Source organism: Burkholderia sp. Bp9090, assembly GCF_003857985.1.
Classification (GTDB): Bacteria; Pseudomonadota; Gammaproteobacteria; order Burkholderiales; family Burkholderiaceae; genus Burkholderia.
On sequence record NZ_QTPV01000051.1, the window covers coordinates 22,956 to 47,616 of the forward strand.

At 66.3% G+C, this 24,661-nt stretch carries 30 protein-coding genes and 1 tRNA gene; 19 read left to right on the plus strand and 12 right to left on the minus strand.

Going from position 1 to position 24,661, the window contains the following annotated elements; all coding sequences use genetic code 11:
- Positions 1-42: 42 nt before the first annotated feature.
- The 6 genes from DIE16_RS31410 (at position 43) to DIE16_RS31435 (ending at position 3,296) form a co-directional block, all read left to right on the plus strand.
- Complete coding sequence (locus DIE16_RS31410; protein ID WP_006400187.1) at positions 43-258, plus strand: molybdopterin-binding protein; 216 nt, start codon at positions 43-45, stop codon at positions 256-258.
- A gap of 141 nt (positions 259-399) precedes the next feature.
- Complete coding sequence (locus DIE16_RS31415; RefSeq protein WP_044845064.1) at positions 400-597, plus strand: hypothetical protein; 198 nt, start codon at positions 400-402, stop codon at positions 595-597.
- Positions 598-652: 55 nt separating this feature from the next.
- Entirely contained in the window at positions 653-907 is a 255-nt protein-coding gene (locus DIE16_RS31420) for a hypothetical protein (protein WP_124485687.1), read from the plus strand.
- Between the two features lie 126 nt (positions 908-1,033).
- A complete protein-coding gene (gene dusA, locus DIE16_RS31425; RefSeq protein ID WP_044845062.1) occupies positions 1,034-2,020 on the plus strand; it encodes a tRNA dihydrouridine(20/20a) synthase DusA in 987 nt (328 codons plus the stop codon).
- 64 nt (positions 2,021-2,084) lie between these two features.
- A tRNA-His gene (locus tag DIE16_RS31430) sits at positions 2,085-2,160 on the plus strand.
- A gap of 575 nt (positions 2,161-2,735) precedes the next feature.
- Positions 2,736-3,296, plus strand: coding sequence for a GNAT family N-acetyltransferase (locus DIE16_RS31435; RefSeq protein ID WP_124570446.1), 561 nt, complete (start codon positions 2,736-2,738; stop codon positions 3,294-3,296).
- 19 nt (positions 3,297-3,315) lie between these two features.
- On the opposite strand, the gene DIE16_RS31440 is transcribed toward DIE16_RS31435, so the two are convergent.
- Positions 3,316-3,780, minus strand: coding sequence for a plasmid fertility inhibition factor family protein (locus DIE16_RS31440; RefSeq protein WP_044845051.1), 465 nt, complete (start codon positions 3,778-3,780; stop codon positions 3,316-3,318).
- 332 nt (positions 3,781-4,112) lie between these two features.
- Between DIE16_RS31440 and DIE16_RS31445 the strand changes: the two genes are divergently transcribed.
- Positions 4,113-4,529, plus strand: coding sequence for a hypothetical protein (locus DIE16_RS31445; protein ID WP_124485552.1), 417 nt, complete (start codon positions 4,113-4,115; stop codon positions 4,527-4,529).
- 198 nt (positions 4,530-4,727) lie between these two features.
- Positions 4,728-5,348 (plus strand): hypothetical protein, encoded by a 621-nt coding sequence (locus DIE16_RS31450; protein WP_185735535.1) that lies wholly within the window; start codon positions 4,728-4,730, stop codon positions 5,346-5,348.
- Between the two features lie 418 nt (positions 5,349-5,766).
- Here DIE16_RS31450 and DIE16_RS31455 read toward each other — a convergent pair whose 3' ends face one another.
- A complete protein-coding gene (locus tag DIE16_RS31455; protein WP_044845048.1) occupies positions 5,767-6,510 on the minus strand; it encodes a DUF695 domain-containing protein in 744 nt (247 codons plus the stop codon).
- Between the two features lie 201 nt (positions 6,511-6,711).
- Here DIE16_RS31455 and DIE16_RS31460 point away from each other — a divergent pair, with 201 nt between their 5' ends.
- The 3 genes from DIE16_RS31460 to DIE16_RS31470 all read left to right on the plus strand — a co-directional run bounded on the left by DIE16_RS31460 (position 6,712) and on the right by DIE16_RS31470 (position 8,409).
- Complete coding sequence (locus DIE16_RS31460; protein WP_044845154.1) at positions 6,712-7,020, plus strand: hypothetical protein; 309 nt, start codon at positions 6,712-6,714, stop codon at positions 7,018-7,020.
- 262 nt (positions 7,021-7,282) lie between these two features.
- Positions 7,283-7,756: a VOC family protein gene (locus tag DIE16_RS31465; RefSeq protein ID WP_124485551.1), complete on the plus strand. Its 474-nt coding sequence runs from the start codon at positions 7,283-7,285 to the stop codon at positions 7,754-7,756.
- Between the two features lie 434 nt (positions 7,757-8,190).
- Positions 8,191-8,409: a hypothetical protein gene (locus tag DIE16_RS31470; protein ID WP_124485550.1), complete on the plus strand. Its 219-nt coding sequence runs from the start codon at positions 8,191-8,193 to the stop codon at positions 8,407-8,409.
- Between the two features lie 178 nt (positions 8,410-8,587).
- Here the strand turns inward: DIE16_RS31470 and DIE16_RS31475 are convergent, their stop codons facing one another.
- Positions 8,588-9,211 carry a phospholipase D family protein gene (locus DIE16_RS31475; RefSeq protein ID WP_124570448.1) on the minus strand — a complete coding sequence of 208 codons (624 nt, stop codon included), beginning with the start codon at positions 9,209-9,211 and terminating at the stop codon, positions 8,588-8,590.
- Between the two features lie 418 nt (positions 9,212-9,629).
- Positions 9,630-10,112: a helix-turn-helix domain-containing protein gene (locus DIE16_RS31480; RefSeq protein WP_124894070.1), complete on the minus strand. Its 483-nt coding sequence runs from the start codon at positions 10,110-10,112 to the stop codon at positions 9,630-9,632.
- Between the two features lie 169 nt (positions 10,113-10,281).
- On the opposite strand from DIE16_RS31480, the gene DIE16_RS31485 reads away from it, so the two are divergent.
- On the plus strand, positions 10,282-10,719 hold the full coding sequence (locus DIE16_RS31485) for a PaaI family thioesterase (RefSeq protein ID WP_124485548.1): 438 nt from the start codon (positions 10,282-10,284) through the stop codon (positions 10,717-10,719).
- Between the two features lie 198 nt (positions 10,720-10,917).
- The gene (locus DIE16_RS31490) at positions 10,918-11,970 is read left to right on the plus strand and encodes an NADP(H)-dependent aldo-keto reductase (protein ID WP_044845042.1); all 1,053 of its coding nucleotides are present in this window, start codon (positions 10,918-10,920) and stop codon (positions 11,968-11,970) included.
- A gap of 60 nt (positions 11,971-12,030) precedes the next feature.
- Here the strand turns inward: DIE16_RS31490 and DIE16_RS31495 are convergent, their stop codons facing one another.
- Entirely contained in the window at positions 12,031-13,317 is a 1,287-nt protein-coding gene (locus tag DIE16_RS31495) for an MFS transporter (protein WP_124522215.1), read from the minus strand.
- A gap of 35 nt (positions 13,318-13,352) precedes the next feature.
- Positions 13,353-14,774 carry a M20 family metallopeptidase gene (locus DIE16_RS31500; protein WP_124894071.1) on the minus strand — a complete coding sequence of 474 codons (1,422 nt, stop codon included), beginning with the start codon at positions 14,772-14,774 and terminating at the stop codon, positions 13,353-13,355.
- A 164-nt stretch (positions 14,775-14,938) separates the two neighbouring features.
- Here DIE16_RS31500 and DIE16_RS31505 point away from each other — a divergent pair, with 164 nt between their 5' ends.
- The 4 genes from DIE16_RS31505 (at position 14,939) to DIE16_RS31520 (ending at position 18,786) form a co-directional block, all read left to right on the plus strand.
- The gene (locus DIE16_RS31505; protein ID WP_124485544.1) at positions 14,939-15,892 is read left to right on the plus strand and encodes a LysR family transcriptional regulator; all 954 of its coding nucleotides are present in this window, start codon (positions 14,939-14,941) and stop codon (positions 15,890-15,892) included.
- A 64-nt stretch (positions 15,893-15,956) separates the two neighbouring features.
- Complete coding sequence (gene mnmH / locus DIE16_RS31510; RefSeq protein WP_124894072.1) at positions 15,957-17,084, plus strand: tRNA 2-selenouridine(34) synthase MnmH; 1,128 nt, start codon at positions 15,957-15,959, stop codon at positions 17,082-17,084.
- A complete protein-coding gene (locus DIE16_RS31515; RefSeq protein WP_044843616.1) occupies positions 17,081-18,139 on the plus strand; it encodes a permease in 1,059 nt (352 codons plus the stop codon). Before mnmH ends, DIE16_RS31515 begins: the two co-directional genes overlap by 4 nt.
- Positions 18,140-18,363: 224 nt before the next feature.
- Complete coding sequence (locus tag DIE16_RS31520; protein ID WP_044843615.1) at positions 18,364-18,786, plus strand: hypothetical protein; 423 nt, start codon at positions 18,364-18,366, stop codon at positions 18,784-18,786.
- 50 nt (positions 18,787-18,836) lie between these two features.
- On the opposite strand, the gene DIE16_RS31525 is transcribed toward DIE16_RS31520, so the two are convergent.
- From DIE16_RS31525 to DIE16_RS36805, 3 genes are all read right to left on the minus strand, one after another.
- Positions 18,837-19,670 carry an ABC transporter permease gene (locus DIE16_RS31525; protein WP_044843614.1) on the minus strand — a complete coding sequence of 278 codons (834 nt, stop codon included), beginning with the start codon at positions 19,668-19,670 and terminating at the stop codon, positions 18,837-18,839.
- 6 nt (positions 19,671-19,676) lie between these two features.
- The gene (gene nodI, locus DIE16_RS31530) at positions 19,677-20,591 is read right to left on the minus strand and encodes a nodulation factor ABC transporter ATP-binding protein NodI (RefSeq protein WP_124485542.1); all 915 of its coding nucleotides are present in this window, start codon (positions 20,589-20,591) and stop codon (positions 19,677-19,679) included.
- Positions 20,592-20,755: 164 nt separating this feature from the next.
- Entirely contained in the window at positions 20,756-20,920 is a 165-nt protein-coding gene (locus DIE16_RS36805) for a hypothetical protein (RefSeq protein ID WP_185500322.1), read from the minus strand.
- On the opposite strand from DIE16_RS36805, the gene DIE16_RS31535 reads away from it, so the two are divergent.
- Positions 20,919-21,416, plus strand: coding sequence for a universal stress protein (locus DIE16_RS31535; protein WP_044843612.1), 498 nt, complete (start codon positions 20,919-20,921; stop codon positions 21,414-21,416). The genes DIE16_RS36805 and DIE16_RS31535 overlap by 2 nt on opposite strands.
- 95 nt (positions 21,417-21,511) lie before the next feature.
- Here DIE16_RS31535 and DIE16_RS31540 read toward each other — a convergent pair whose 3' ends face one another.
- The 3 genes from DIE16_RS31540 to lexA are packed head-to-tail and all read right to left on the minus strand — an operon-like array spanning position 21,512 to position 23,246.
- Positions 21,512-22,204 carry a DUF2939 domain-containing protein gene (locus DIE16_RS31540; RefSeq protein WP_124485541.1) on the minus strand — a complete coding sequence of 231 codons (693 nt, stop codon included), beginning with the start codon at positions 22,202-22,204 and terminating at the stop codon, positions 21,512-21,514.
- Between the two features lie 29 nt (positions 22,205-22,233).
- Entirely contained in the window at positions 22,234-22,572 is a 339-nt protein-coding gene (locus tag DIE16_RS31545) for a hypothetical protein (protein WP_044843610.1), read from the minus strand.
- Positions 22,573-22,598: 26 nt separating this feature from the next.
- Positions 22,599-23,246, minus strand: a complete 648-nt coding sequence (lexA, locus tag DIE16_RS31550; RefSeq protein ID WP_006754655.1) for a transcriptional repressor LexA — start codon at positions 23,244-23,246, stop codon at positions 22,599-22,601.
- Between the two features lie 264 nt (positions 23,247-23,510).
- On the opposite strand from lexA, the gene DIE16_RS31560 reads away from it, so the two are divergent.
- Positions 23,511-24,548: a sulfate ABC transporter substrate-binding protein gene (locus DIE16_RS31560; protein ID WP_124485540.1), complete on the plus strand. Its 1,038-nt coding sequence runs from the start codon at positions 23,511-23,513 to the stop codon at positions 24,546-24,548.
- The last annotated feature ends 113 nt before the right edge of the window (positions 24,549-24,661 follow it).

The following is a 24,661-nucleotide window of genomic DNA, read 5'->3' on the forward strand; positions in this document are numbered from 1 at the left end:
GCCGCCCGTTCTCAGACTTTTTTCTTCGGAGCGATCAACCCGATGAGCATCACTGCAATCAACGTGCGTAACCAGTTCAAAGGCAAGGTGAAGGAGATCATTCGCGGGCCCGTGGTGTCCGAGGTCGACGTCGAGACGCCGTTCGGCATCGTCACGTCGGTGATCACGACGCGCTCGGTCGACGAACTCGAACTGAAGGTCGGCGCGGAAGTCGTCGCGCTCGTGAAATCCACCGAGGTGTCGATCGCGCGCCTTTGAGCGCGTTTCCGGTGCAGGGCGCCGCGGGCGGGCCGTCTGGCCGTCCGCGGCGCCCCTGTTTCATGGTCGAGCGTTTGCCTCGGTATTCGGCGTCAGGACGAAGTGCTAGGATGGAGCGACACCGACGCCGGAGGCCAACGCATGACCCCCATCCTTTCTCCCGAAGCCATCGTGGCGCTGAAGTGGATCGACCAGTTCGGCGACAGCCGGCCGGTCCCTGCCGCGTTCGACGACGTCGTCTATGCGTTGCTGAACGAAGGGCTGATCTACCAGGCGGCTGCCGACCGTGTCGACCTGACCGCCGATGGCAAATCCGTTTTGTCCAACGAATACGATTGAGCGCACGGCGCCGGCCGCCGCGGTGGCCTGGCGCCGTGTCGCCACGGAGCGAGCGATGGAACCGAGAGGCAGCGATCTCGGCGATTTCAGCGAGCCGTACCGCGGCTACGAGATCGAGGTGAAGACCGAGCAGGTGTGGGACGGCGAGCATGCGCACTACCGCGTGCTGCAGGGTTCGGCCGTGCGGATCGACTGGCGGCTCGTGAAAGTCGATGGGATGCTGCTGACCGAACGGCGCGTGATCGAGCGCGTACTTGACGAGGCGCGGCGGGCCGTCGACGTCGAACTGGGCGACGGCGGGCCGGTCTAGTCAGGCTGCCGGGCCGGCCTGGTCGCGTTGCGGTAAAATGTCGGGTTGTTTCCCGCGCCGCTTGCTGCCCCGAATTCCATGTCCGTACCGTCCTCGCTTCCTCCCCGCCGCGTTTCCGTGGCGCCCATGCTCGACTGGACCGACCGTCATTGCCGGTCGTTCCATCGCACGCTGACGCGCGACACGTGGCTGTATACGGAAATGATCACGACGGGCGCGCTGCTGTTCGGCGACGCCCAGCGGCATCTCGCGTTCACGCCGAACGAATCGCCGGTCGCGCTGCAACTGGGCGGCAGCGAACGGGACGATCTCGCGCGCGCCGCGAAACTCGGCGAGCAGTGGGGCTACGACGAGATCAACCTGAATTGCGGCTGTCCGTCCGAGCGCGTGCAGCGCGGCGCATTCGGCGCGTGCCTGATGAACGAGCCGCAACTCGTTGCCGACTGCGTGAAGGCGATGCGCGATGCGGTGTCGGTGCCGGTCACGGTCAAGCACCGGATCGGTGTCGACGCGGTCGAGGATTATGCGTTCGTGCGGGACTTCGTCGGCACGGTGGCGGAGGCCGGCTGCGAAACGTTCGTGGTGCACGCGCGCAATGCGATCCTGAAGGGGCTCTCGCCGAAGGAGAACCGCGAGATCCCGCCGCTCAAGTACGACTATGCGTATCAGCTGAAGCGCGATTTCCCGTCGCTGGAGATCGTGATCAACGGCGGGATCAAGACGCTCGACGAAGTCGCGCAGCATCTCGAGCACGTGGACGGCGTGATGCTCGGCCGCGAGGCTTATCACAACCCGTATGTGCTCGCGGGTGTCGATGCGCGCTTCTACGGGTCGACTGCGGCGGTGCCGACGCGCGAAGAGGCCGAGGCGAAACTGATCGAATACTGCGCGGCGGAACTGAAGCGCGGCACGTATCTCGGCGCGATCGTGCGGCATGCTCTCGGGCTCTATCGTGGCGTCGCGGGTGCGCGCGGCTGGCGTCGTGTGCTGTCCGACAACAAGAAGCTCGCGCGCGGCGATCTGGCCGTGTTCGACGAGGCGCGCACGCATCTGAACGATGCCGAAGAAATTTTTGAAAAAAATGCTTTGCAAGACGGAAAAGTCTTCGTATAATCTTGTTCTTCGCTGCTGAACACGAAACGAAACGAAACAGCGAAGAAACAAGGCAGTATCAGTGGTGGCTGTAGCTCAGTTGGTAGAGTCCAGGATTGTGATTCCTGTTGTCGTGGGTTCGAGTCCCATCAGCCACCCCAAAATTCTCAAACAAAACAGGCGCTTCGGCGCCTGTTTTGTTTTGTGCGGAAAATTCGATGCGATTGCATCGATTCGAGCCGCGCCATTTCCAGAGCGTTCTGCTCGCCATTCATCCATTTCGCGTCAGCCGACGAAAGCCGTTTCGATATTGAGACTGCGCGCCGAGTCACGTCACTCGCGCGTGGCCGATCCATTGAGCGGCCGCTGCTCATGAGCCCCGCGAAGCGAAGCGGCGACCGGCTTCGCTCATCGTCTCGCAGATTGGCGGATTAAACCAATGACTTGGCACGAGCCGCCAATGCTTAATAGTCTTACATTCATGTAATGTATCGATTCCTCGTGCCCTTAGCTTTGCAGGGCCGTTCGGTCCCGACGCCCCGGAAGGCGTCGGGACATTTTTTTTGGCGGCGCTGCTGTCGAGGAATTGGAGAAAGCGGCAGGCGTCACGGTGCATTAAGCGATGACCACGGCATGACGCGCACTGCCGCACGCGACTCCCTGTGCAACCCGCCGTTGAAACATCGCGATTGCTACACTTTCCCTGCCTCCATCGCACAACGAGAGCGACCCTCGCATGCCGGAAAACCGCACCATCACGCTACGCAACGCGACACCACACGACGCGGAACACATCGCTCGCTTGCACACGCTGAGCTGGCAGAACGCCTATAGCCATATCCTGCCGGCGGCCTATCTCGCCGACGAGGTGCCGACGGAGCACGCGACGCGGTGGCGAAACTATTTCGACCGCGCCGAAGCGGAGTGGGGCCTCGTGCTGATCGCCGAGTCCGACGGGGCGCCGGTCGGTTTCGTCAGCGCCGAAAGGCCGGTCGATCCGGCGCGCGGCGTCCTGCTCGATTGCCTTCATGTGCATCCCGCGCATCACGGAAGCGGTACCGGCAAGCGCATGATCGAAGCCGTTCGCGCATGGGCCCGCCATATCGGCGAGGACAAGGTTCATCTTTCGGTACTCGACGGCAACGTCCGCGCGATTGGCTTCTACGAGCACAACGGCTGGCGGTTGGCAGGCGTCGAAACCAGCTTCATCGGCCGCACGGAGGTCGCCGACCGGATCTACGTGATCGATGCCGGCACCGAACCCCAAGGCGGCACGCTGCACGACCGATGCCGCTGAAGATGAGGCGGCGCGTCCGTTACTCGCCGCAATACCGCACGAGCAAATCCGCCTCGGTTTCATGCACCTCGACAGGCAGGCTCGTTGCCCCTGCAAACGCCAGATAGCGCGCGCGATGCTGACCGTTCCGGAACGACGCGATGCCGACTTTCGACAGGCCCGGAAGGCCAAGCAGCGTCCGCGTTCTCGTCTCGCGAAACGTGATGAAGGGCATGTCGGGAATCCGGGCTTCGGCCGGATCGAGGAAATCGCGGATGCCGGCGGCCTTGCCGGGCGCCCAGTATTGAACCGACGGCAGCACATAGTCGGTCGTGTCGCGATCGGCGCACGCGAGCAGCTTCGCCAGGTCGACCGTCACGACGCGATGCCGCGAGTCGTCGGACGCGAATACCCGTTTGAGATGTGTATAGGCATAGGCGGGGTGTCCCGGAAGCTGGATGATCCAGACATCGACGCCGTCATGTTGTGCCCGAGCGACTGTCATTGTTTCCTTGGGTGGGGCAAGCGTTTTTTGTGGCGGGAGTGTAACAGCGCGGCTGCGGCTGCGGCCGCGGAGCACGCGGATACCCGGAATCGAGCCGGCGCAATCATGCGCGAAAGAATGCGGCACGGAATCGATCACGCAACGGGTTTCGGTTACTGGACGGGTGCGGCCATGCATTTTCAGTCGCGGTCGACAGCTTGCGAGAATATCGCGATACTGCCTGTCTGCATGACGCGCGGTCCGGAATTCACACAAGATTCACGCGGCGCGTGAAACCGGACTGGCGCGGCACATCGATAAGAACCGAGAGAGCGGAGTGGCCGCAGAAAATCATGTCGCCTGAACTTGAGATCGAATATCTCGATTACCGCTTCACAGCGACGCTCGAAACCCGGGAAACGGGGCGGGTCGCCGTAACCGAATGGCAACTGGATTCCGTTTCCCGAAGCAAGACGCTCGCGTGGGTCGTGTTCGACCGTTTTCTGAAACGCAACGACTTCGCCGACGAGGACGACGCGCGCGCCAGTATCGTCGACTGGCTGGAGCAACTGGTCAGCCCGCGGGGCGCGCCGCTCGTCGAAATCCCAGCCGCGAAGGCGGTCGCAGCAGTTGCTGCCGCTGGTACCGCCAGTGCGGTCGCCAGCGATTCTTCAGTCGAAGAAACCATCAGCGACGTCGTCGTCGAAATCGCCAGCGATCTCGACTGGATCGACATGATTGCGGAATGGTTCACGGACGGCCCGGCGTAGCGTCGGGTTCGCGCCGCTCCATCCAGAAATCCAGAAAAAATGGGTTAGGTCGTGAAACGTCGTTTCACGAAAATCCGGAGAAACAGCGCGGATTCACGGAAAAGCGCATCACGCTGCTTTGACGATGCATGCGCGATACCGGAGACTGGCGCGATTTAAAAATCGCCGATATAAATCAAAAAAATCCGGACTCGAAACATGAAAAGAAGAACGCTGCTGACTGCCGGCACGATCGTCGCTGCCACCGGTCTGGCAGGATGTACCGCGATGCTGTTCGAAAACGGCCGATACGAAGAGACGGTCGATCGATTCCTCATCAGCGAGGACGGCAAGAAATTCGTCGTGCTCGGCAACCAGTATCACTACATCTTCGACATGCCCGCGCATCTCGGCGCCGTGCTGGCCTCGTCCTACCGGAAGTCGATCGAGGCGGCGCTCCATGGATTCGTCGCGCAGGGCAGCAAGATCTCGGGCGAATACCGGCTCGTGCTTTCCCGCGCCGGCATGATGGATGACGATTGGGCGCGTGCGCAGGCGGACGGCTTTACGACGTCCCGTCATGGCGAACTGAGCATGGAAGGCGCGCTGAATGGTTCGCGCTATCGGGCCGACGGGTTTGAGCAGGGCAAGACGTGGTCGTCGTTTTCCCATACCTACACGATCGAGGTCGACGATCGCCTGACGAAGGGCGACAAGGCCGTTCGCGTGCTCGCGACGCCGGTCACGCTGGCGGCCGACGGCGTGATGATGATCGGGGCCGTCGTGTTGTTCCCGGTGATCGTCGCGGTCGCCGCGCCACTCGCCGGCGTCGCGCGCTGACCGCGACGTGCCGCATGCGGTGCCGGCGCGTGCGGGCTTTCCGGTTGAAAGGGTGAGTTGCCGCACAGACGGTTGCACGGGCCACGATGACAATCTGGCCGGTTGACCGTTCTACCCCGGCCCGGTCAACCGTTACCCCGCTCGCTCGCGCAGGAGCGGGGGCTTTTTGGCCGCACGACGCATGCAAGCCGCGTCGGCGGAACCGGACAGGCGTTCGGCAGACGACGTTTCGCGTCCCGGCATCCGTTCGCCTGATCCGCATGAATCGCATTCCTCGTGCGTGAGCGATCGCTTGGGGCCGCTCGCCGGTTGCGGCCGGCGATGCCTGGATCCCGGCGGTACGCGGTCGCGCCGCCGGGATGCTTTTGATCCCGAACCATCCACGGTCCGATCGCGCGTCACGCGCGTGTCAGCGCAATCAGCCTGCCTGCTCGACGCTGGTTTCCCAGCCATCGTATTCGCCGCCGAGCGAGTGCACCTCGCGATTGATCTCGAGTGTATGGTGCGTGATGTCGGCCAGCACCGTCGTACCTTCGTGCGCGAACCGCACGGCCGATTTGCCGTCCTCGGTGGGCGCGACCGATTCGACCAGATAGCCTTTCGACTCGGCCCAGTCGGCGAACTGGTGCGCGTCGCTGGGGTCCGGGAAGTAGGCCCAGTGCATCACGCGCCGGCTCACGTCGCTCACGTCGCCTTTCTGCCGCAGCGCCTCGAGCACGCGCATGTCGCGCATCAGTTGCCAGTCGTCGTCGGTCGGGTAGAGCGTGCGCCAGTATGTTTCCTTGTCCGGATCGTCCTGATAGGCGTACTGAAGTGCGTATGTCGTCTGTTCGGCCAGCGAGTCGACGATCTCGCCCGCGGCTGCTTCGTCGAACGGCACGTAGAACAGGAAATCCTGGTTGCCGTCGACCGTGATGCGGCCGACCTGCACGCCGTTTTTCGCGGTCACCGCGGCGTCCAGCAGATCCTCGATCTTCGTGAGATCGGCGAATTCGTCACCGCTCGGCAGGCCGTCGGGCGTCGGATGCGCAAGGGTGACGCGCACGCTGAGCAGCGACGTGCGCGGGTCGCTTTCGGCGATTTCCGCGAAGCCGTGATTGAAGCTGATGAAGGCCTGATGGTCGCCCATTCTGGCAGGGAAGGTTCCCCAGGCGTCGGTCATGTGTTTCTCCCGTGCACGATTGTCTGTTGACGGTTGCAAAGCGTCCCAATGTATCATCGAAAATCGCGTTGGCCGAAGCTGCGTGCCTGGGTGATCGCGCGTCCGGCGGGTCCGGTGGCGATCGAACGCGTGCTGTCGCGCCATCGCCGGTTTCCATCGTCGGGCGTTCGCCCGGCCGCAACCGTTTCGAAGGAGATTCCGATGTCGATGTTCGCGGTGAATGGTGTCCGAATCGATGTGCGCAGTGCGCGTGTGACGCACGTGCGCTGGGCAGCTGTCAATCCGGCGGACCGGTCGTGGGCGGCGACGCCGAGCGAGGCGTCGGTGGCGGAAGTGGCACGTGCGCTCGCGGCCGGCAACGACGTTCGCGCCGTATTTGACGAAGCGGACGGCACAGCGGTGGGGCCGAGGCTGAAACGCGTGCTGTATCGCGACGCGTCGGAGGGGATCGAACTCGACATCGATGCGACGAGCGAGTCGCGCACGTTGCGCGACCTTCCGCAGATCTGAGCGGCGATCGGCGCGTGTTCCCACGAGCCGTGCCATCGCGCACGAGGCCATGCCCGGATGTGCGATCGCCCCATTGGAGGTCGCACGCGGCCTGATGCTCGCGCCTTGTCGGGCCGAACCTGTTCCGGCGCCAGTCGCGAATGAAAAAATGTCGTCCGGCGTGTCGATTTCCGTCGAGTCCGTCCGTCGTAGCATCGGAGGCGTGCGCATCGTGCGTCCGTCCCGATTTCCGACACGACAACCGACTGAAGGAGCGACACCCATGACCACATCCGTCAATCCGATCCCGGAAGGGATGCGCACGCTGACGCCGCATCTGATCTGCGCCGGCGCCGCCGCAGCCATCGACTTCTACAAGCGCGCGTTCAACGCGACCGAACGGTTCCGCCTGCCGACCCCGGACGGCCGGCTCGCGCATGCATGCCTCGCAATCGGCGATTCGACGCTGATGCTCGTGGATGAAATGCCGGAGCACGGCGCACTCGGGCCGAAGACGCTGAAAGGCACGCCGGTCTGCCTGCACCTGTTCGTGCCGGACACCGATGCGGCGATCGCGCAGGCCGTCGCGGCCGGCGCGACAGTCACGATGCCGGCCGCCGACATGTTCTGGGGCGATCGCTATGGGCAAGTGGAGGATCCGTTCGGCCATCGCTGGTCGATCGCGACCCACCAGCGCGACCTGACGCCCGAGCAGATCGCGGAAGCGATGGCGAGCGCGCCGCCGTGCGGAGCCTGACCGGGCCGGGCGAATCCGGTTGAACGCGACTGAACGTGGCTCTTGGCCGCGCGTATCGGCGCGCGGCTCGTCCGCGCTCAGGTGCCGGCGGCGTTGCTTCGCCGCTTGTCCGCGGATTCGTACCTGTGCCGATCGGCCGATCCGAGCCGGTCGGCGACCGCGCGATGCCGCGCGGGATCGTGTGTCGCTCGGCGCTCGCGCAAGCCGGGCGGCGTGCTTCGCTTCTGTCGATACCGCAACGCTCGACGAGCGCCCGTCGAGCAGCATCACGCATTCTCCATCGTGCTGCCACCACGCGTTGTAGCCGTGTCGATGCGATACGGACGCTTCACGCGTCGTGCGTTGCTGCCGGCCATGCAATTCAACGCCCGATGCTCAAGCTGTCCGACGTGATGCCGTAAACAGGGCAAGATCAATCGTTCATCTAACGCACCATGGTTCGAATTCTGTACGCGGGGTATCTCGCGTTGGCGCTGTATCTGCTCTATCCGATGGTCCAGAACACGTTGACCTTCAGTGCCGACTGCGTACTCGACGCGTTGCCTGGCGGTACGCGCGATCGGCCGAAGCCTTCGGCAAGCGATGCGCGTGCGCATGCCGGCCGGTGCGTCGCGGCCACGCAGATCGCCGAGCGCTCGCCCGACATCCACTGATTTCAACTGATTCCAGTGATCGCGGCGCCGTCATGTCCGGTGTGCAGGCCATTCGGCCAGGTTGATCGCCATGCAATGTGCGCCGATCATTGACGACATCACGACGCGGATGTGCGACGCCGACGCGCGTCGGCCGCGCCACACGCGAACGGCGCCCGCGATCGCGTGCGGCGAAGCGTCAGTACGACGAGCGGTACGGCGTGCCCTGGTCGAAGCGGCTTTGCCAATGCGCGAGGTAGCGCGACGCGAGTTGCGGATTGTTCCAGACCACGACGACGTTTTCGGAATTGCGGCTGGCTGCCGAAGCGCTGTAGTTGAACGAGCCCGTCTCGACATGTTCGGCATCGATCACGAGGTACTTGTCGTGGTGGATCGCATAGGCGTCGATCGTGCGCGTCGGAATGCCCGCGTTGACGAGCAGGTTCAGCGCCTGCTTGCTGCTCTTCGCGCGATTGCCCTTGTCGTCCACGACGACCGCGACGTTCACGCCGCGTCGCTTCGCGGCGAGCAGCGCGCGCGTGACGGGCGGCGACGTGAACGAGTAGGCGGCCACGCGAATCGAGGTGCGCGCGGCACCGATTGCCTTCAGCACGAGCGCCTCCGCACCGCCATCGGGCGAGAACGCCGATTCGACGGATTGCGTGGCGGGCGCTTCATGGGTCGGGGTCGGCAGCAGTTGCGCGATGAAGTCGAACGCCTGCTGCAGCAGCGATTCATTGTGCGTCTTGCCGAAGGCGGCGAAGGGTGTGGCGATGAGGGAAGCAGCGAGGCAGGCGGCGGCGAGGCGTTTGCGCGACAACATCTTGGACAGCGAATCTTTTTTGAGACAGCGGGCCGTGAGTGTAACGCAGACACGGCGGCGCGGTCACGCCCGGATGCGAATGGACGACAGCTGGATGGCTGTCTGCAGCGCCCGACGTGGTGATGTTCATCATGTCGCGCGGCGCCTGCATCGGCTCGGCAGTCGTGCCGGGTGACGGAAGTCGATGCGGTGCGCGCATGTGCGCAGACGGCACGGTCCCTGCGTGACGAACGGCACGCACGTGCGGGCGCAGGGGCAATGCGGCGTGCGATCGACGAGACGGGAACGGCAGACAGGGCGCGGCAACACGAACGATGCGCGTCGAGCGAAGACGCATGCAACACGCGCACGCATGATGGCCGCGCCGCGCTGTCATGGGCGTACCCATGTTCGTACGACCGGCGCTCAGCGCGACGCGTCAGGCATCGTGCGTTCCGGCCACCTCGTGCGCGACCCAGCCGGGCCCGGGTTCCGGCTGCACGTGGCGCGGGTCGAGCGGCTCACCGCACGCCGAGCACACCGCGACCGCATGCATCGGCTGGCCACAGGTGCGATGGCGCAATTGCACCGGCGGCCCCTGGCCGTCGTCCTTCCAGCGATCGCCCCAGGTCATCAGCGCGAGCAGGGCCGGGTACAGGTCGAGGCCTTTTTCGGTCAACCGGTATTCGAAGCGCGGCGGGCGTTCCTGATACGCGCGCTTGACCAGTACGCCTTCGTCGACGAGGCGCGCGAGCCGCTCGGCCAGTACGTGACGCGTGAGGCCCAGCTGCGTCTGGAATGCATCGAAGCGGCGGCAGCCGAGAAAGGCGTTGCGCAGGATCAGCATGGTCCAGCGATCGCCGAGCACGGCAAGCGTGCGCGCGACCGAGCAGTTCAGCGTACCGATGTCATCCCATTTCATGATCGAGTCTCGTGCGGCAGTTCAGCGAAGGAGCGGGTTCGATTATAGAACTGAGCTTCGGTTGCACCGGGCGCCGGCTGCATTGACAAGCCTGGCGCGCTTGTCAATAATCAGTTCCAATTTGGAACTTACTCGCGCGGCGACGCGCGTTCAATCAGGAGACAACCCGATGAATCCGCTTTCCCTGTCCGGTCTCGAACTGCTGCGCGCGGCGGCGGCAGGCGACGTGCCGCTCGCGTCGATCTCGGAGACGATGCCGATGCGGCCGCTGGGCGTCGAGCTCGGTTACGTGAAGTTTTCCGCGCGGGCGGACGGCCGGCACCTGAATCCGCTCGGCGGCGTGCACGGCGGATTCGCCGCGACGGTGCTCGACTCGGTCACGGGCTGCGCGGTGCATTCGATGCTCGACGCGGGCGTCGGCTACGGCACGGTCGACCTGCACGTGAAGATGCTGCGTCCCGTGCCGCGCGACGTCGACCTGATCGCCGAAGGGCGCGTGATTCACCTGTCGCGTTCGCTGGGCGTCGCCGAAGGCACGCTGAAGACGCCGGACGACAAGATCGTCGCGCATGCATCGGCGACCTGCTTCATTCAGCGGCCGCAGTAACGGGAGGCGTGGCGTCGTTACGCCCGGCGCGGCCGTCCGGCGCCATCCACCGGACGACGCGCGCGAAGGCGGCCGTATCCGTATCGGCGAGGGCTGAACGCACATCGAAGGCCGCCTGTAAGTGAACGCATCGGCCATCTGAAGCATTCGCTTCAGTGTGATAGCGTTTCTGCTTTCCACTGACGCGACAGGAACAGCATGGAATACCGCACACTCGGCGATTCGGGCATCGAGGTCAGCCTGATCGGTCTCGGCACGATGACGTGGGGCGAGCAGAATTCGGAGCGCGACGCGCACGAGCAGATCGATTACGCGCTCGGGCAGGGCGTCACGCTGATCGATGCCGCGGAAATGTATCCGGTTCCCCCGAAGCCCGATACCCAGGGCCGCACCGAGCAGTACATCGGCACCTGGCTCGCGCAGCATCGTGCGCAGCGCGACCGGATCGTGCTCGCGACGAAGATCGCGGGCCCGGCGCGGCAGCCGCACAATCCGCGCCATATTCGCGGCGAAGGCAACCAGTTCGACCGCAAGAACCTGACGGAGGCGCTCGACGGCAGCCTCAAGCGCCTGCAGACCGATTATGTCGACCTGTACCAGCTGCATTGGCCCGATCGCAGCACGACGACGTTCGGCCGCCCCGCGTATCCGTGGGTCGACGACGCGTATACGGTGCCGATCGAGGAAACGCTCGGCGTGCTCGCCGAATTCGTGAAGGCCGGCAAGATCCGCGCGATCGGCGTGTCGAACGAAACGCCGTGGGGCGTCGCGCAGTTCCTGCGCGCGGCCGAGAAGCTCGGGCTGCCGCGCATCGCGAGCATCCAGAATCCGTACAGCCTGCTGAACCGCACGTTCGAGAACGGCCTGTCCGAATTCACGCATCGCGACGGCATCGGCCTGCTCGCGTATTCGCCGCTCGCGTTCGGCTGGCTGTCCGGCAAGTACGAGAACGGCGCGCGTCCGGCCGGCGCGCGCATCACGCTGTTCGAGCGCTTCCAGCGTTACAGCAAGCCGCAGGCGGTCGAAGCGACGTCACGCTACGTCGCGCTTGCGCAGCGCCACGGGCTGTCGCCCGCGCAGCTCGCGCTCGCGTTCGTCAACAGCCGGCCGTTCGTGCGCAGCAACCTGGTCGGGGCGACATCGCTCGCGCAACTGAAGGAGAACATCGGCAGCATCGGCGTGAAGCTGTCCGACGAGATCCTCGCCGAGATCGACGCGCTGCACGAGCTGCAGCCGAATCCGGCGCCGTAAACGTCACGGTAAATGGCGCGCGGCACGGATGCCGCGCCGTCGTTTTGTTCGCGAGCGCGGTCAGCGCATCCCGAGCCGCGTGCGCGCGACCAGCAGTGCGATGAGACTCAACACGGCGCAACCGATCAGGTACAGCGCCGGCGACAGCCGATTGCCGGTCGCGCTGATCAGCCACGTGATCACGAACGGCGCGAAGCCGCCGAACAGCGTGACGCCCGTGTTGTAGCTGACGGCGAGACCGGTCGCACGGGTCTGCGACGGAAACAGCTCGGCCATCAGCGCCGGCAGCGCGCCGCAGTACGTCGCCTTCAGCAGGCCGATCCAGATCAGCGCGGCGAGCATCGTCGCGAACGACGCGTGATGCGTGAGCCACGCGAACGTCGGCCAGACGGTGACGAGCATCAGCACGGCGGCTGCCGCCATCACGCGGATCCGTCCGGTGCGATCGGACAGGTGGCCGACGAGCGGCGTGACGAGCGTCAGCACGAAACCGGTCGCGAGCGTCGCCGCGAAGCCCGTCGATGCCGGCAGCCCGAGCTGCTTGATCGCGTACGTCGGCATGTACAGCACCATGTAGTTGATCGCGGTCGAGATCACGAGCACGCCGATCGACAGCAGCACGCGCATCTTCTGGTCCGCGAACAGTTCGCGCACGGGCGCTTCCGAGCGCGCCTGCGTCTTGAACTCGATGCCTTCGTCGACGTAGCGGCGGATGTAGAGCCCGACCGGGCCGATCGCGAGGCCGAACAGGAACGGCACGCGCCAGCCCCAGCTTTCGAGTTGCGCGGTGCTCAGCGTCGACGTCAGCAGTGCACCGAAGCCCGATGCGAGCAGCGTCGCGAGACCCTGGCTCGCGAACTGCCAGCTCGACATGAAGCCGCGCCGCTGCGGCGCGTGTTCGACGAGGAACGCGGTCGAGCTCGCGAATTCGCCGCCGGCGGAAAAACCCTGCATCAGCCGCGACAGCATGATCCCGAGCGGCGCGAGGATGCCGATCGACGCATAGGTCGGCATCAGCGCGATCAGCAGCGTGCCGGCCATCATCATCGCGATCGACAGCAGCAGCGACGCCTTGCGGCCCGCGCGGTCCGCGTAGGCGCCGAGCACGAAGCCGCCGATCGGCCGGATCAGGTAGGACAGCCCGAACGTGCCGAGCGTGAGCAGCAGCGAGGTCGCCTCGCTCGTCGCGGGGAAGAACAGCTTGGCGATCGTCACCGCGAAAAAGCCGTAGACGATCAGGTCGAACCATTCGAGCGCGTTGCCGATCGACGCGGCGAAGATGATGCGGCGGATCTTCGCGGTGCTGGGGCGCGCGGCGTCCTGCGAGGTCAGGGTGGTCGTATTCATCGTGTGAGCAGTCCCGAGAAAGGGGGCGAAGCGCGTTACAGGGCGGCGCCGGCCGCGGCGGGTGCCGCGCGGCGAACGGGCGGCGCGGCGTCGCCGAGATCCCAGAAGAGGCCGGCCATCATCTGCAGTCCTTCCCGCACGACGCTCGCGAGCAGGTGCTCGTCGGGCGCGTGCTGCGAGCACGCCGGATACGAGTGCGGCACCCACAGGGTCGGCAGCCCGAGCGTGTCGGCGAACACTTCGTTCGGCAGCGTGCCGCCGAGGTTCGGCAGGATCGCGGGCTTCTTGCCGGTCGTGCGCGCGAGCGACGCGACGGCCCAGCGGACCCACGGATCGTCCGGCGGCAGACGCGTCGCCGGTGCGCCGCGTTCGACGTCGATCTCGATGTCGGCGAAGCCGTGCGCATCCAGATGCGCGCGCAGGTGCGCGTGCAGCGCCTCCCAGTCGGTGCCGACCACGAAACGCAGCTGGCAGTGCGCATACGCGACGGGTGGAATAGCATTGACCGGATGGTCGGGATTGCCGGCCTTGAACGCGAGGATCTCGAACGTATTCCAGCCGAACACGCGCTCGGCGGCAGAGAGGCCCGGTTCGCCCCAGTCGGCGTCGAACGCCGGATCACCGGGGCCGCCGCCGACGGACAGGTCGGCGAGCGCGGCGCGCACGGCGGCCGGGATCGGCGGGGGGCGCAGCCCCGCGACGCGGATCGCGCCGCGCGCGTCGACGAGGCTTGCGAGCGCATTCGCGAGCACGGTCGCCGGGTTGCGCAGCAGGCCGCCCCAGTTGCCCGAGTGATGGCCGCCGTCGCGGGCGCGCAGGCTGAGCTTGAAGTTGACGGAGCCGCGCGAGCCGAGGAACACGGTGGGGCGTTCGGCGGTGACGCGCGGCCCGTCGGACGCGATCAGCACGTCGGCCGCGAGCGTGTCGCGCTCCTGGCGGCACAGTGCGTCGAGGCCCGGCGACCCCGTTTCCTCGCCCATCTCGATCAGCAGTTTCGCGTTGAAGCCGAGCCGGCCGCCGCGCGCGGCGAGCACGCTCGCCAGCGCGGCCAGGTTGATCGTGTGCTGCCCCTTGTTGTCGGCACTGCCGCGGCCGTACCAGCGATCGCCGTCGACGGTCAGCGTCCACGGCGACAGCGGCGCGCGCCATTGCGCGTCGTAGCCGCGCACGACGTCGCCGTGGCCGTAGATCAGCACGGTCGGCAGTGCGTCGTCCTCGTGGCGCGAGGCCAGCAGGAACGGGCCGCCGCCGTCGGCCGGATTCTCGACGATCCGCGACGTGAAGCCGAGGCGCGCGGCCTCCGGTACGATCTCGTCGGTCAGGTAGGCGCGCAGCGCGGCGCCCGAGCCGCTGTCCTGGCTTTCGGTGCGCAGGCTGACGCGGCGGCTCAGGGTCGTGAAGAGCGCGCCCGATTCGAACTGGTTCAGCGCGTGCTGGATGGCGGCGGTACGGCTCAAGACGGGTCTCCTGTATCGGTTTTCCGGCGGGCGCGGCGCGCACGACCGGGAGTGCGATCGATTCTAGGAAGCGGCTTTTTTTGTCACAATGATCGAATTTCGAACATTTCTTTGCCGAAAAGGCAAAGCAGAGCGGCCTGGGCGACAGGCCCGGGGACAGAACGATGGCGGCTTTCCTGCATGGTCTTGCGTTGCGGTATTTCGTCGAAGTGGCGCGTACCGGGTCGATCAGCGACGCATCGGCGCGGCTGCACGTGGCCGTCTCGGCGATCAGCCGGCAGATCGCGAAGCTCGAGAGCGAACTCGGCGCGCCGCTGTTCGAGCGCCGGCCGCGCGGGATGGCGCTGTCGGAGGCCGGCGAACGGTTGCTGGGCTTCGCGCAGCGCAGCCTGCTGGAGGCCGAGCACGTGATGAAGGAAATCGGCGGGCTGGAGGCGCTGCACGGCAGCCTGCTGAAGGTCGCCTGCTCGGAAGGGTTCGCGATCGATTTCCTGCCGGGTGCGCTCGCGGGCTTCAAGGCGCGCCACCCGGGCGTCGATTTCTCGGTGTGGGTCGTGTCGCCGGCGGAGGCGACGCGGCGCGTGCGCGACGGCGATGCCGACATCGGGCTGACGTTCAGCCTGGCGCCGGAGCAGGGCGTACGCGTCGAACACACGGAGCGTGCGCCGGTCTTCGCGCTCGTGCGGCGCGACCATCCGCTCGCGGCACGCGATTCGGTGTCGCTCGCCGATGTCGCCCGGCACCCGCATGTGCTGCCCGAGGCCGGCACGACGGTGCGCCAGCTGATCGACATCGCGTGCGTGCTCGACGGGCTCATGCTCGAGCCGGAACTGACCAGCAACAACACCGCGGTGATGTACCGCTACGCGCAGCGTACCGGTGCGGTCATGTTCACCGGGCTGCTATCGGTGCGGGACCGCTTCGACGCGGACGGCTTCGTCGTCGTGCCCGTCACGAACCCCCAGCTGCGCGAGCGCAGCATCCAGGTGCAGACCATGGCGGGGCGCGATCTGCCCGCGTCGGTGCGCGCGTTTCGCGACCATCTGATCGACGTGATGAGCGCCGCGTCGCCGCCGCCGGTTGCCGCGCGCGGCCCGGGACGCCCGGGCGTGAGATAATCGCGAATCCGCCTTGCGTGCCCGTGCGGCTCGCCGAGCCGCATCGCCCCTGTTCGACGCCAAATTGAAGAACCTGATTGTCACCCTCGATCGCGCCGGCGAGTTCGACGAGATCATCGACGTGCGCACGCCGCTCGAGTTCGCCGAGGATCACATCCCCGGCGCGCTGAACGCGCCCGTGCTCAGCAACGAGGAGCGCGTGATCGTCGGCACGATGTACCGTCAGGTGTCGCCGTATGAGGCGACGCGCGTCGGCGCGGCGATGGTCGCACGCAACATCGCGCGCCATCTCGACACCACGTTTGCAGACCGTCCGCGCAACTGGCGGCCGCTGATCTACTGCTGGCGCGGCGGCAAGCGCTCGGGTTCGATGACGACCTGGTTCAACCTGATCGGCTGGCAGGCGCGCCAGCTCGACGGCGGCTACAAGGCGTACCGCCACTCGGTGTGCGCGACGCTCGACACGCTGCCGACACGGTTTCGCTACATCGCGCTCGTCGGTCATACCGGCTGCGGCAAGACGCGGCTGCTGAACGCGCTACGCGACGAAGGGGCGCAGACGCTCGATCTCGAAGCGCTCGCGCGCCATCGCGGCTCGCTGCTCGGCGCGCTGCCGGGCAAGCCGCAGCCGTCGCAGAAGGGCTTCGATTCGGGGCTCGTCGAGACACTCGGGCGTTTCGACCCCGAATGGCCGGTGTTCGTCGAATCGGAAAGCCGCAGGATCGGGCTCGTGCACCTGCCGATCGCGTTGATCGACGCGTTTCACGCCGGGCCGTGGGTGCAGGTCGAGGCGGCGCACGACGAACGCATCGCGTTTCTCCTTGACGACTATGCCCACCTGTTCGACGAGCCGGCCGCGTTCAAGGCGCAGCTCAATCGGCTGATCGGCCTGCACAGCCGTGACGAGGTGGCGCACTGGCATGCGCTGATCGATGCCGACGCGCGGGCCGAGCTGTTCACCGAATTGATCGACAAGCATTACGATCCCGCCTATGCGCGCACCTACCGCGCCACGTACAACAAGCCGAACCGCGCACTGGCGTTCACTTTCCGGCCGAATGCGGCCGACGGGCGCGAGCAGGCGTGCGCGCTGCTCGACGCGCTCGCGCAGGCCGGGCTGCCGGCCTCGCCCGCCGCCGGCGGGGCGGCGCGAGCCGCCACCGACCACAACCCTACGACCACCGCACGATGACGACCACACGCACCCAACCCAGTCCGGCGCTCGGCTGGCTGACCTTCCTGCTGATCGCGGTCGCGGGACTGTTCTACGTGAAATGGTTCCCGTACTACAACAAGGCGTTCGTCGCCGCCGAGCATCATTCGATCGGCCAGTCGATCCTGATGGGCACGTCGGCGAGCGCGCCCGAGCCGTCGCTGAAGGCGGCGCTCGACTACGCATGGGCGTACGGCAAGGCGATCTGGCAGGCCATGGTGCTCGGCCTGCTGCTCGGTTCGGCCGTGCAGGCGCTGCTGCCCGCGCACTGGGTCGCGCGCGTGCTCGGCCGCACGGGCTTCGGCAGTGTCGCCGCGGGCGGCCTGCTGTCGCTGCCGGGCATGATGTGCACGTGCTGCGCGGCGCCGGTCGTCGCGGGCCTGCGTGCGCGGCACGCGTCGCCGGGCGGCGCGGTCGCGTTCTGGCTTGGCAACACGGTGCTGAATCCGGCCGCGCTGGTGTTCATGGGCTTCGTGCTCGGCTGGCACTGGAGCGCGTTGCGGCTCGTGCTCGGCATCGCGATGGTGTTCGGGATCGGCTATCTGCTGAACCGCATCGCGCGTCCGGAGGACCGCAGTATCGACGACGCGCAACTCGCCGCGCTGGTGGCCGAACAGGCTGCCGCAGGCAATCCGTTCGTCCGCTGGATGAAGCTGCTCGCACGCATGGCCGTGCGGCTCGTGCCCGAATACATCGTGCTCGTGCTGCTGCTCGGCGCGGCGCGCGCGTGGCTGTTCCCGCATATCGGCCCGGACATCGGCAACCATCTCGGCTGGATCATCGCGTTCGCGGTCGCGGGGACGTTGTTCGTGATCCCGACGGCCGGTGAAGTGCCGATCATCCAGGCGATGCTGTCGCTCGGCATGGGCGTCGGCCCGGCCGCCGCGCTGCTGATGACGCTGCCGCCGATCAGCGTGCCGTCGCTCGCGATGCTCGCGCGGTCGTTCAAGCCTTACATGCTGGCGATCGTCACGGGCCTCGTCGTCGTGTTCGGGATCGTGAGCGGGCTGCTCGCGATCGCATTCGGGTTCTGACGGACTCGCGGACGGGACGGCGAGCGGGCGCGACGGCCGGACAAGTCCGGCTCGCGTGGCCGATCGAGGCGCGGGGCACGACATGCCCGGCTGCCGGCGACCGGACCCTGCGCGATGGCCGCCGCGGCGGGCGCCGACCGGTCCCGTCGCATGACCGTCGTATTCATCCGGCGCCGCCGCCTCACGCGCGCGGTGCCCTTTACAAGAAGCAAACAGGAAAACGCATGACCCAACCGAAGATTCATCCTCGACTCGAAAAGGCGCTGACGCGTGGCGATCTCGCGATCCGCCAGGCCAATTCCGCGCGGGCGACTGCCGTGCTGAACGCGCTCGGCACGATGATCATCGAGGCCTCCGCCACGATCGGCGTCGAGGCCAGCATCGAGATTCCGCAGGGCGACCGCATCTACGATCCGGTGAACGGCCTGTGGCCGCAGAAGATGCTGGTGTCGTTCGACGGTCCGGTCGACGAAGCCGACGCCGAAGAATTGCGCGCGGTCTATCTGGTTGCCGACGATCCGGGTACGCAGTTCCGCGTCGAATGGCATCGCGCGGACGGCAAGCTCGGCCGCCACGAAGGCGGCCCGCTGGCGACCGTCGCATTCCTGACCGACGTCGAGATTCCGTGGAGCGACGACGACGAGTAACGCCGCCGCCGCTTCGTCGCAGCGAGCCGGCGCGCCGTGCGCGTCGGCCGTCAGCGCATCATGCGCCGCCGGAACAGCCACGCGGAGACGATGAATCCGCCGACCGCATAACCGGCGAGCACCGCGAGATGCAGGCCGGCGTCCGTCGCCGGCCGGCCGAGCATCGCGGGCCGGATCAGTTCGACCGCGTTGGCGAGCGGCAGCACGTGCGCGGCATGCTGCGCGATCGGCGGCAACTGCGTGATCGGGAAGAACACGCCCGACAGCAGCAGCATCGGCGTCAGCACGAGCGTCTGATAGAACATGAAGAAGTCGTAGGACGGCGCGAGCGCGGTGACGATCATCGCGGTGCTCGCGAACGCGAGGCCGGCGAGCACGATCACGGGTAGCGCCGCGAGCATCGACGGAAAGCGCGCATAGCCGAGCAGGCCCGCGACGAGCATGATCGCGACGCCCGACAACAGCGCCTTGCTCGCCGCCCAGACGATCTCCCCGAGCACGATGTCGCCCAGCGCGAGCGGCGTGTGCATGATCGCTTCCCAGGTGCGCTGCACGTGCATCCGCGAGAAGCCCGAATACATCGACTCGAAGCTCGCGGACATCATCACGCTCGAACCGACCGTGCCGGCCGCGAGGAACGCGATATACGACACGCCGTCGACGTGGCCGAGCATCAGGCCGAGCCCGAATCCCAGCCCGAACAGGTAGATCATCGGATCGGCGAGATTGCCGAACAGCGACGCGAGCGCGAGCTTGCGCCACACGAGGTAGTTGCGCCGCCACACGGCGATCCAGTTGGTGGCATTCGCGGGCAGCGCGACTGCGAAGCGTGATTCGCGTGGCGGTGCGGACGGCGCGGCGGCGGAATAGTTGCGTGCGTCCATGATCGATCAGTCCTGCATTTCGCGGCCCGTGAGCCGCAGGAACACGTCTTCCAGATTGGCCGGACGATGCAGATAGCGCAATCCCGTGCGACCCTTGAGCCGGGCGCTGAGCGGCTCGGGATCGCTCACGTAGCAGAACAGCGTCTCGCCGCTGATCTCGGTGCGTTTCGCGAACGGCGTCAGCTCGTCGCGCAGCGCGACCGGGTCCGGCCCGTAGATCTCGATCACGTCGCAGCCGATCTCCGATTCGATCAGCGCGTGCGGCGCGCCTTCGGCGATCTTGCGGCCTTCCTCGATCACGCACAGCCGGTCGCACAGGCGCTCGGCTTCCTCCATGAAATGCGTGGTGATCAGGATCGTCTTGCCGCGCGCGAGCAGCGAACGCAAGCGCTCCCACATCAGGTGCCGCGCCTGTGGATCGAGCCCCGTCGTCGGCTCGTCGAGCACCAGCACGTCCGGATCGTTGACGAGCGCGCGCGCAAGCGTCAGGCGGCGCTTCATCCCGCCCGACAGCTCGCCGACCTTCGCATCGGCCTTGTTCTCCAGCTTCGCGAATTCCAGCAGCGGCTGCACCAGCGCGCGTGAAGCCTGCGCCGACATCCCGAAATAGCGGCTGAACACGAGCAGGTTTTCGCGGACCGTGAAGTCGGGGTCGAGGTTGTCGAACTGCGGGACGACGCCGACGCGCTGGCGCGCATGCCGCGCGCGCGACGGAACCGGTTCGCCGCACAGTGAAATGGTGCCGGCGTTGGGATACACGAGGCCGAGCAGCATTTTCAGCGTCGTGGTCTTGCCGGCGCCGTTCGGCCCGAGCAGGCCGTAGCATTCGCCGGCCTGCACGTGGAAGGACAGGCCGTTGACGACGAGCTTGTCGCCATAGCGCTTTTCGACGTTCCGGAAATCGATCGGTGCAACGGACATGGGCAGGTTGTCGTTGTAGGCAGGCGCGGACGCGTTTCGCGGCCGGCCGGATGGGCATGCCGCTCGGCGAACGGATCGGGCGAATGCGTGTCACATGGGCATGACCGGGGCGAACGCACGTCGAGGACACGGACGGGCCATTCTAGTGCATCGGCTGCGTCTCTTCAGGGCGCGCACGCGCGCGACGGTGCATGCGCGCACGGATCGTGCACCGCATCATCGCCGACGCGCCCCGCGTGGCGAATCAGCGTTTTCCATCCCTTGCGTCCGGAATTGCGGCGCACCATGATGAGTGCATAGGGCACGTTGTCGCGATAGGGAGGTCTCATGGCTAGCTACAACAAGATTCTGCTGTGCTACGACGGCACGCTCGAAGGACGCAAGGCCTTGCGGTGCGGTGCGAATCTCGCGCTGGACCTGAAGGCGGAAACGCATTTGCTGTCGGTCGTCGACATGCGCTCGAGCATCGCGCAAAGCGCGGGGCTGCTGACCGACGTCGCCTGCGGCCGCTTCGAGGAAACCGCGCGCGAGATCCTGCAGGAAGGCGTGAACTGGCTGCGCGAGCGCGGCGTCCAGGCGGAAGGCCATTTTGCGTTCGGTTATCCGATCGACGAAATCGCGAATCTCGCGACCGAGTTGAAGGCCGACCTCGTCGTGGTCGGCCATCGGTGCCGCAGCGGATTGTCGAGATGGTGGATGGGGTCGGGCAATACGCAACTGCTCGATCGCGTGAACTGCAGCATTCTGGTCGCGTGTTCGTCGGCTGAAGAGCAAAAGGCCGAGATCGCGCGCGAACGCGAAGCGGCCACCGCGAGCGGCAAGTGACACAGTGAGATCGTGTGACCGGCCGGGTTGTCCTGCGATCCGCGCCGGTCGCTCGCCATTGCCGCCGCAGCGGCATCGATCCCGATCGCGACCGCTCACGCGTGCAGGTCGATCGCGGACAGCTTCCACGAAAACAGGCCAAAGCGGTGGAAGATCGCCGCATAGCGCGTGCCGTCGGCACTGCGCTGGTAGGTCACGACAAATTCATCGATATTCCGGTAGCCGGCGCTCGTTTGCTGCGGATGGCGCGTGTCGCCCGGGCCGGCTGGCGCGGATGCGGGGGCCGGCGCGGACGCGACCGAGGCATTGCTGCCCGGTACGGGGGTGCTCGCCGGATTGGCCGGCGGTGCGGCCGATGCGCTGCCAGGCGCACCGCCTGACGGCGGGCCCGACCATTCGGGTGGCCGCTCGCCCGGATTACCGCGCGGGGGAATGCCGCTCATCAGCGCCGCGACGCCTTCCGGCGTCGCATACGCATCGACGAGCGGGCCGATCAATGCAGAGCCGATCAGCGCGCCGATCACCGCGAACGGGTTGTCCTTCTTCACCGCGTCGATCCGGTGCATCAACTCTTCCGTGACCTGCTGCTTCAGGCTGATGCGCAGCGACGGAAAATCGACATATTCGCTGACCGATTGCGCATCGCGCGCATCGATCGCCGATTTCAGGCGACCGAGCGCGACATACGGCGATGCGTACGCATAGCCGATCGCCACCAAAACGGCGACGGCCAGCACGACGATCAGCAGGGGCTTGAGCCGCCACGCGCGGCCCGAAGATCCAGTCACGATGCCTCCGGTGCGGACAGGTTCCGCAATCAGAGACCGCCGTGCGTGGCCGATCGTTCCTCGTCGATGCAGCGATCGATCATCCGGCACACGGCATCGATCGTCCCGACCATGATCAGGCGCGACCGGCCGTGATAAACGCGCACGGGCGCACGGCGCGCCGGTTCCGCGTGGTGCAGGCCGGCGTTCAGCGAGACCCGTGCGAAGGCGGGAAGCGCTGAGGGCAGCAGCGACGCCTGCCGTTCAACTGCGACTTCTTGGCTCACCACGGGCGCCGCGGCGGACAGCGGCGCGCAGGGCGTGCGGCCGCGCAGGTGACGCAGGCGGCCGAATTGACGGAAAGGCAGCAAACGGGAAAGGCGTTCCATGATGTTCTCCTCAGCGAGACCGATTGTCAGAGTTCGCCCGAGCGGATCAGCCCGACGGCGATGCCTTCCAGCGCGAATTCCGCGCTGCCGGCCTTGACGAAGATGTTTTCGTAATCCGGGTTCTCCGCGATCAGCTCGAGGCCGCCTGGCCGGCGCATCAGGCGCTTGACCGTGACGTCGTCGCCAAGCCGCGCGACGATGATCTGGCCGTCCTTCGCTTCCGTGCGCTTCTGCACGGCGAGGAGGTCGCCGTCGAGAATGCCGGCGTCGCGCATCGACAGGCCGCGCACCTTCAGCAGGTAGTCGGGCTTGCTGGTGAACAGCGCGGGATCGCACGCGTAATGCTGCGAGATGTGCTCCTGCGCGAGGATCGGGCTACCGGCCGCCACCCGGCCGACGAGCGGCAGCGACAGTTGCATCAGGCCGGCATGCGGCAGCGTGAACTGATGGGGGGCGTCGTCGATGCCGAGCAGGCGGATGCCGCGCGACGCGCCGGCGGCCAGCTCGATCACCCCTTTGCGCGCCAGCGCACGGAGGTGTTCCTCGGCCGCATTCGGCGAGCTGAAGCCCAGCTCTGCCGCGATCTCGGCGCGTGTGGGCGGGAAACCGGAGCGCTCGATCGCGCGGCGGATCAAGTCGAACACTTGCTGCTGACGGGCGGTGAGTTTGGTCATGGCTGAACTGTATGGATAGACAGTGAGCTGTATTTTTATACAGTACTTCGCGAATTTCAAGTGTTACTTGAAGTTCGACGCGATCGCGCCGGTTCCGACGTGATTTCGCGACGCCCGGACGCCGGTTCATCTGCCTCAACCGTCCATCCCGTCTGCGTTAGCACTTTTGAGTATTAAAAAATAAGGAACGATTATTTTTAATCATGTAACCCGTTCGCTAGACTGGCCCGACATCGCAATACCGACAACACTGGAGAACCAAGGATGGCGAAGCGCAATACGGGGCTGGTGGGCGGAGTGGGCCGCCTGATCGCAACACTCGCGCTGGGCGCGGCGGCGGCGCTGGGCGTCGCGACGCATGCCCAGGCCGATACGACGTTCCTGAACGTGTCCTACGACCCGACGCGCGAGTTGTACCAGGACTTCAACCAGGCGTTCGGCAAGGCGTGGAAGGCGCAGACGGGCGAGACGGTCAACTTCAAGCAGTCGCACGGCGGCTCGGGCGCGCAGGCGCGCTCGGTGCTCGACGGCCTGCAGGCCGACGTCGTGACGCTGGCGCTCGCCTACGACATCGACGCGATCGCCAACAAGGGGCTCGTCAACAAGGACTGGCAGAAGCGCCTGCCCGACAACGCATCGCCGTACACGTCGACGATCGTGTTCCTGGTGCGCAAGGGCAACCCGAAAGGGATCAAGGACTGGGATGACCTGACCAAGCCGGGCATCTCGATCGTTACGCCGAACCCGAAGACGTCGGGCGGGGCGCGCTGGAACTACCTGGCCGCATGGGCATACGCGGTCCACAAGCCGGGCGGCAACGAGCAGAGCGCAAAGGAATTCGTGACGAAGCTCTACAAGAATGCGGGCGTGCTCGACTCGGGCGCGCGCGGTGCGACGACGAGCTTCGTGCAGCGCGGGATCGGCGACGTGCTGATCGCGTGGGAGAACGAGGCGTTCCTGTCGATCAAGGAATTCGGCACCGACAAGTTCGAGATCGTCGTGCCGTCGGTGAGCATCCTGGCCGAGCCGCCCGTTGCCGTGGTCGACAAGGTGGTCGACAAGAAGGGCACGCGCAAGCTGGCCGAGGCCTACCTGAATTTCCTGTACAGCCCGCAGGGCCAGGAAATCGCGGCGCGCAACTACTACCGTCCGCGTTCGAAGAACGTGCCGGCGGACCTGACGAAGCAGTTTCCGAAGCTGAAGCTGTACACGGTCGACGACACGTTCGGCGGCTGGACGAACGCGCAGAAGACGCATTTCGCGGACGGCGGCGTGTTCGACTCGATCTACAAGCCGCAGTAACACCAGGCAGCAGCAAACCACAACGACAGCGGCGCGCCACGACAGCGCGCCGCATCCCCGACGGCCCGCCGGCGCGACTCCCCGCGCCGGCGTTTGCGTCGGACCCGTGAGCA

Excerpts from the sequence above, each read along its gene's own strand:
- DIE16_RS31435 (WP_124570446.1), top strand. The coding sequence starts at position 2,736 with ATGCCGGAAAACCGCACCATCACGCTACGCAACGCGACACCACACGAC.
- DIE16_RS31475 (WP_124570448.1), bottom strand. The coding sequence starts at position 9,211 with ATGTTGTCGCGCAAACGCCTCGCCGCCGCCTGCCTCGCTGCTTCCCTC.
- DIE16_RS31450 (WP_185735535.1), top strand. The coding sequence starts at position 4,728 with ATGAAAAGAAGAACGCTGCTGACTGCCGGCACGATCGTCGCTGCCACC.
- lexA (WP_006754655.1), bottom strand. The coding sequence starts at position 23,246 with ATGACCAAACTCACCGCCCGTCAGCAGCAAGTGTTCGACTTGATCCGC.
- DIE16_RS31525 (WP_044843614.1), bottom strand. The coding sequence starts at position 19,670 with ATGGACGCACGCAACTATTCCGCCGCCGCGCCGTCCGCACCGCCACGC.
- DIE16_RS31480 (WP_124894070.1), bottom strand. The coding sequence starts at position 10,112 with ATGAAATGGGATGACATCGGTACGCTGAACTGCTCGGTCGCGCGCACG.
- DIE16_RS31470 (WP_124485550.1), top strand. The coding sequence starts at position 8,191 with ATGGTTCGAATTCTGTACGCGGGGTATCTCGCGTTGGCGCTGTATCTG.
- DIE16_RS31455 (WP_044845048.1), bottom strand. The coding sequence starts at position 6,510 with ATGACCGACGCCTGGGGAACCTTCCCTGCCAGAATGGGCGACCATCAG.
- DIE16_RS31445 (WP_124485552.1), top strand. The coding sequence starts at position 4,113 with ATGTCGCCTGAACTTGAGATCGAATATCTCGATTACCGCTTCACAGCG.
- dusA (WP_044845062.1), top strand. The coding sequence starts at position 1,034 with ATGCTCGACTGGACCGACCGTCATTGCCGGTCGTTCCATCGCACGCTG.
- DIE16_RS31415 (WP_044845064.1), top strand. The coding sequence starts at position 400 with ATGACCCCCATCCTTTCTCCCGAAGCCATCGTGGCGCTGAAGTGGATC.
- DIE16_RS31490 (WP_044845042.1), top strand. The coding sequence starts at position 10,918 with ATGGAATACCGCACACTCGGCGATTCGGGCATCGAGGTCAGCCTGATC.
- DIE16_RS31560 (WP_124485540.1), top strand. The coding sequence starts at position 23,511 with ATGGCGAAGCGCAATACGGGGCTGGTGGGCGGAGTGGGCCGCCTGATC.
- DIE16_RS31495 (WP_124522215.1), bottom strand. The coding sequence starts at position 13,317 with ATGAATACGACCACCCTGACCTCGCAGGACGCCGCGCGCCCCAGCACC.
- DIE16_RS31460 (WP_044845154.1), top strand. The coding sequence starts at position 6,712 with ATGTCGATGTTCGCGGTGAATGGTGTCCGAATCGATGTGCGCAGTGCG.
- DIE16_RS31505 (WP_124485544.1), top strand. The coding sequence starts at position 14,939 with ATGGCGGCTTTCCTGCATGGTCTTGCGTTGCGGTATTTCGTCGAAGTG.
- DIE16_RS31535 (WP_044843612.1), top strand. The coding sequence starts at position 20,919 with ATGGCTAGCTACAACAAGATTCTGCTGTGCTACGACGGCACGCTCGAA.
- DIE16_RS31485 (WP_124485548.1), top strand. The coding sequence starts at position 10,282 with ATGAATCCGCTTTCCCTGTCCGGTCTCGAACTGCTGCGCGCGGCGGCG.
- DIE16_RS31410 (WP_006400187.1), top strand. The coding sequence starts at position 43 with ATGAGCATCACTGCAATCAACGTGCGTAACCAGTTCAAAGGCAAGGTG.
- nodI (WP_124485542.1), bottom strand. The coding sequence starts at position 20,591 with ATGTCCGTTGCACCGATCGATTTCCGGAACGTCGAAAAGCGCTATGGC.
- DIE16_RS31515 (WP_044843616.1), top strand. The coding sequence starts at position 17,081 with ATGACGACCACACGCACCCAACCCAGTCCGGCGCTCGGCTGGCTGACC.
- DIE16_RS31420 (WP_124485687.1), top strand. The coding sequence starts at position 653 with ATGGAACCGAGAGGCAGCGATCTCGGCGATTTCAGCGAGCCGTACCGC.
- DIE16_RS31520 (WP_044843615.1), top strand. The coding sequence starts at position 18,364 with ATGACCCAACCGAAGATTCATCCTCGACTCGAAAAGGCGCTGACGCGT.
- DIE16_RS36805 (WP_185500322.1), bottom strand. The coding sequence starts at position 20,920 with ATGAGACCTCCCTATCGCGACAACGTGCCCTATGCACTCATCATGGTG.
- DIE16_RS31440 (WP_044845051.1), bottom strand. The coding sequence starts at position 3,780 with ATGACAGTCGCTCGGGCACAACATGACGGCGTCGATGTCTGGATCATC.
- DIE16_RS31465 (WP_124485551.1), top strand. The coding sequence starts at position 7,283 with ATGACCACATCCGTCAATCCGATCCCGGAAGGGATGCGCACGCTGACG.
- DIE16_RS31545 (WP_044843610.1), bottom strand. The coding sequence starts at position 22,572 with ATGGAACGCCTTTCCCGTTTGCTGCCTTTCCGTCAATTCGGCCGCCTG.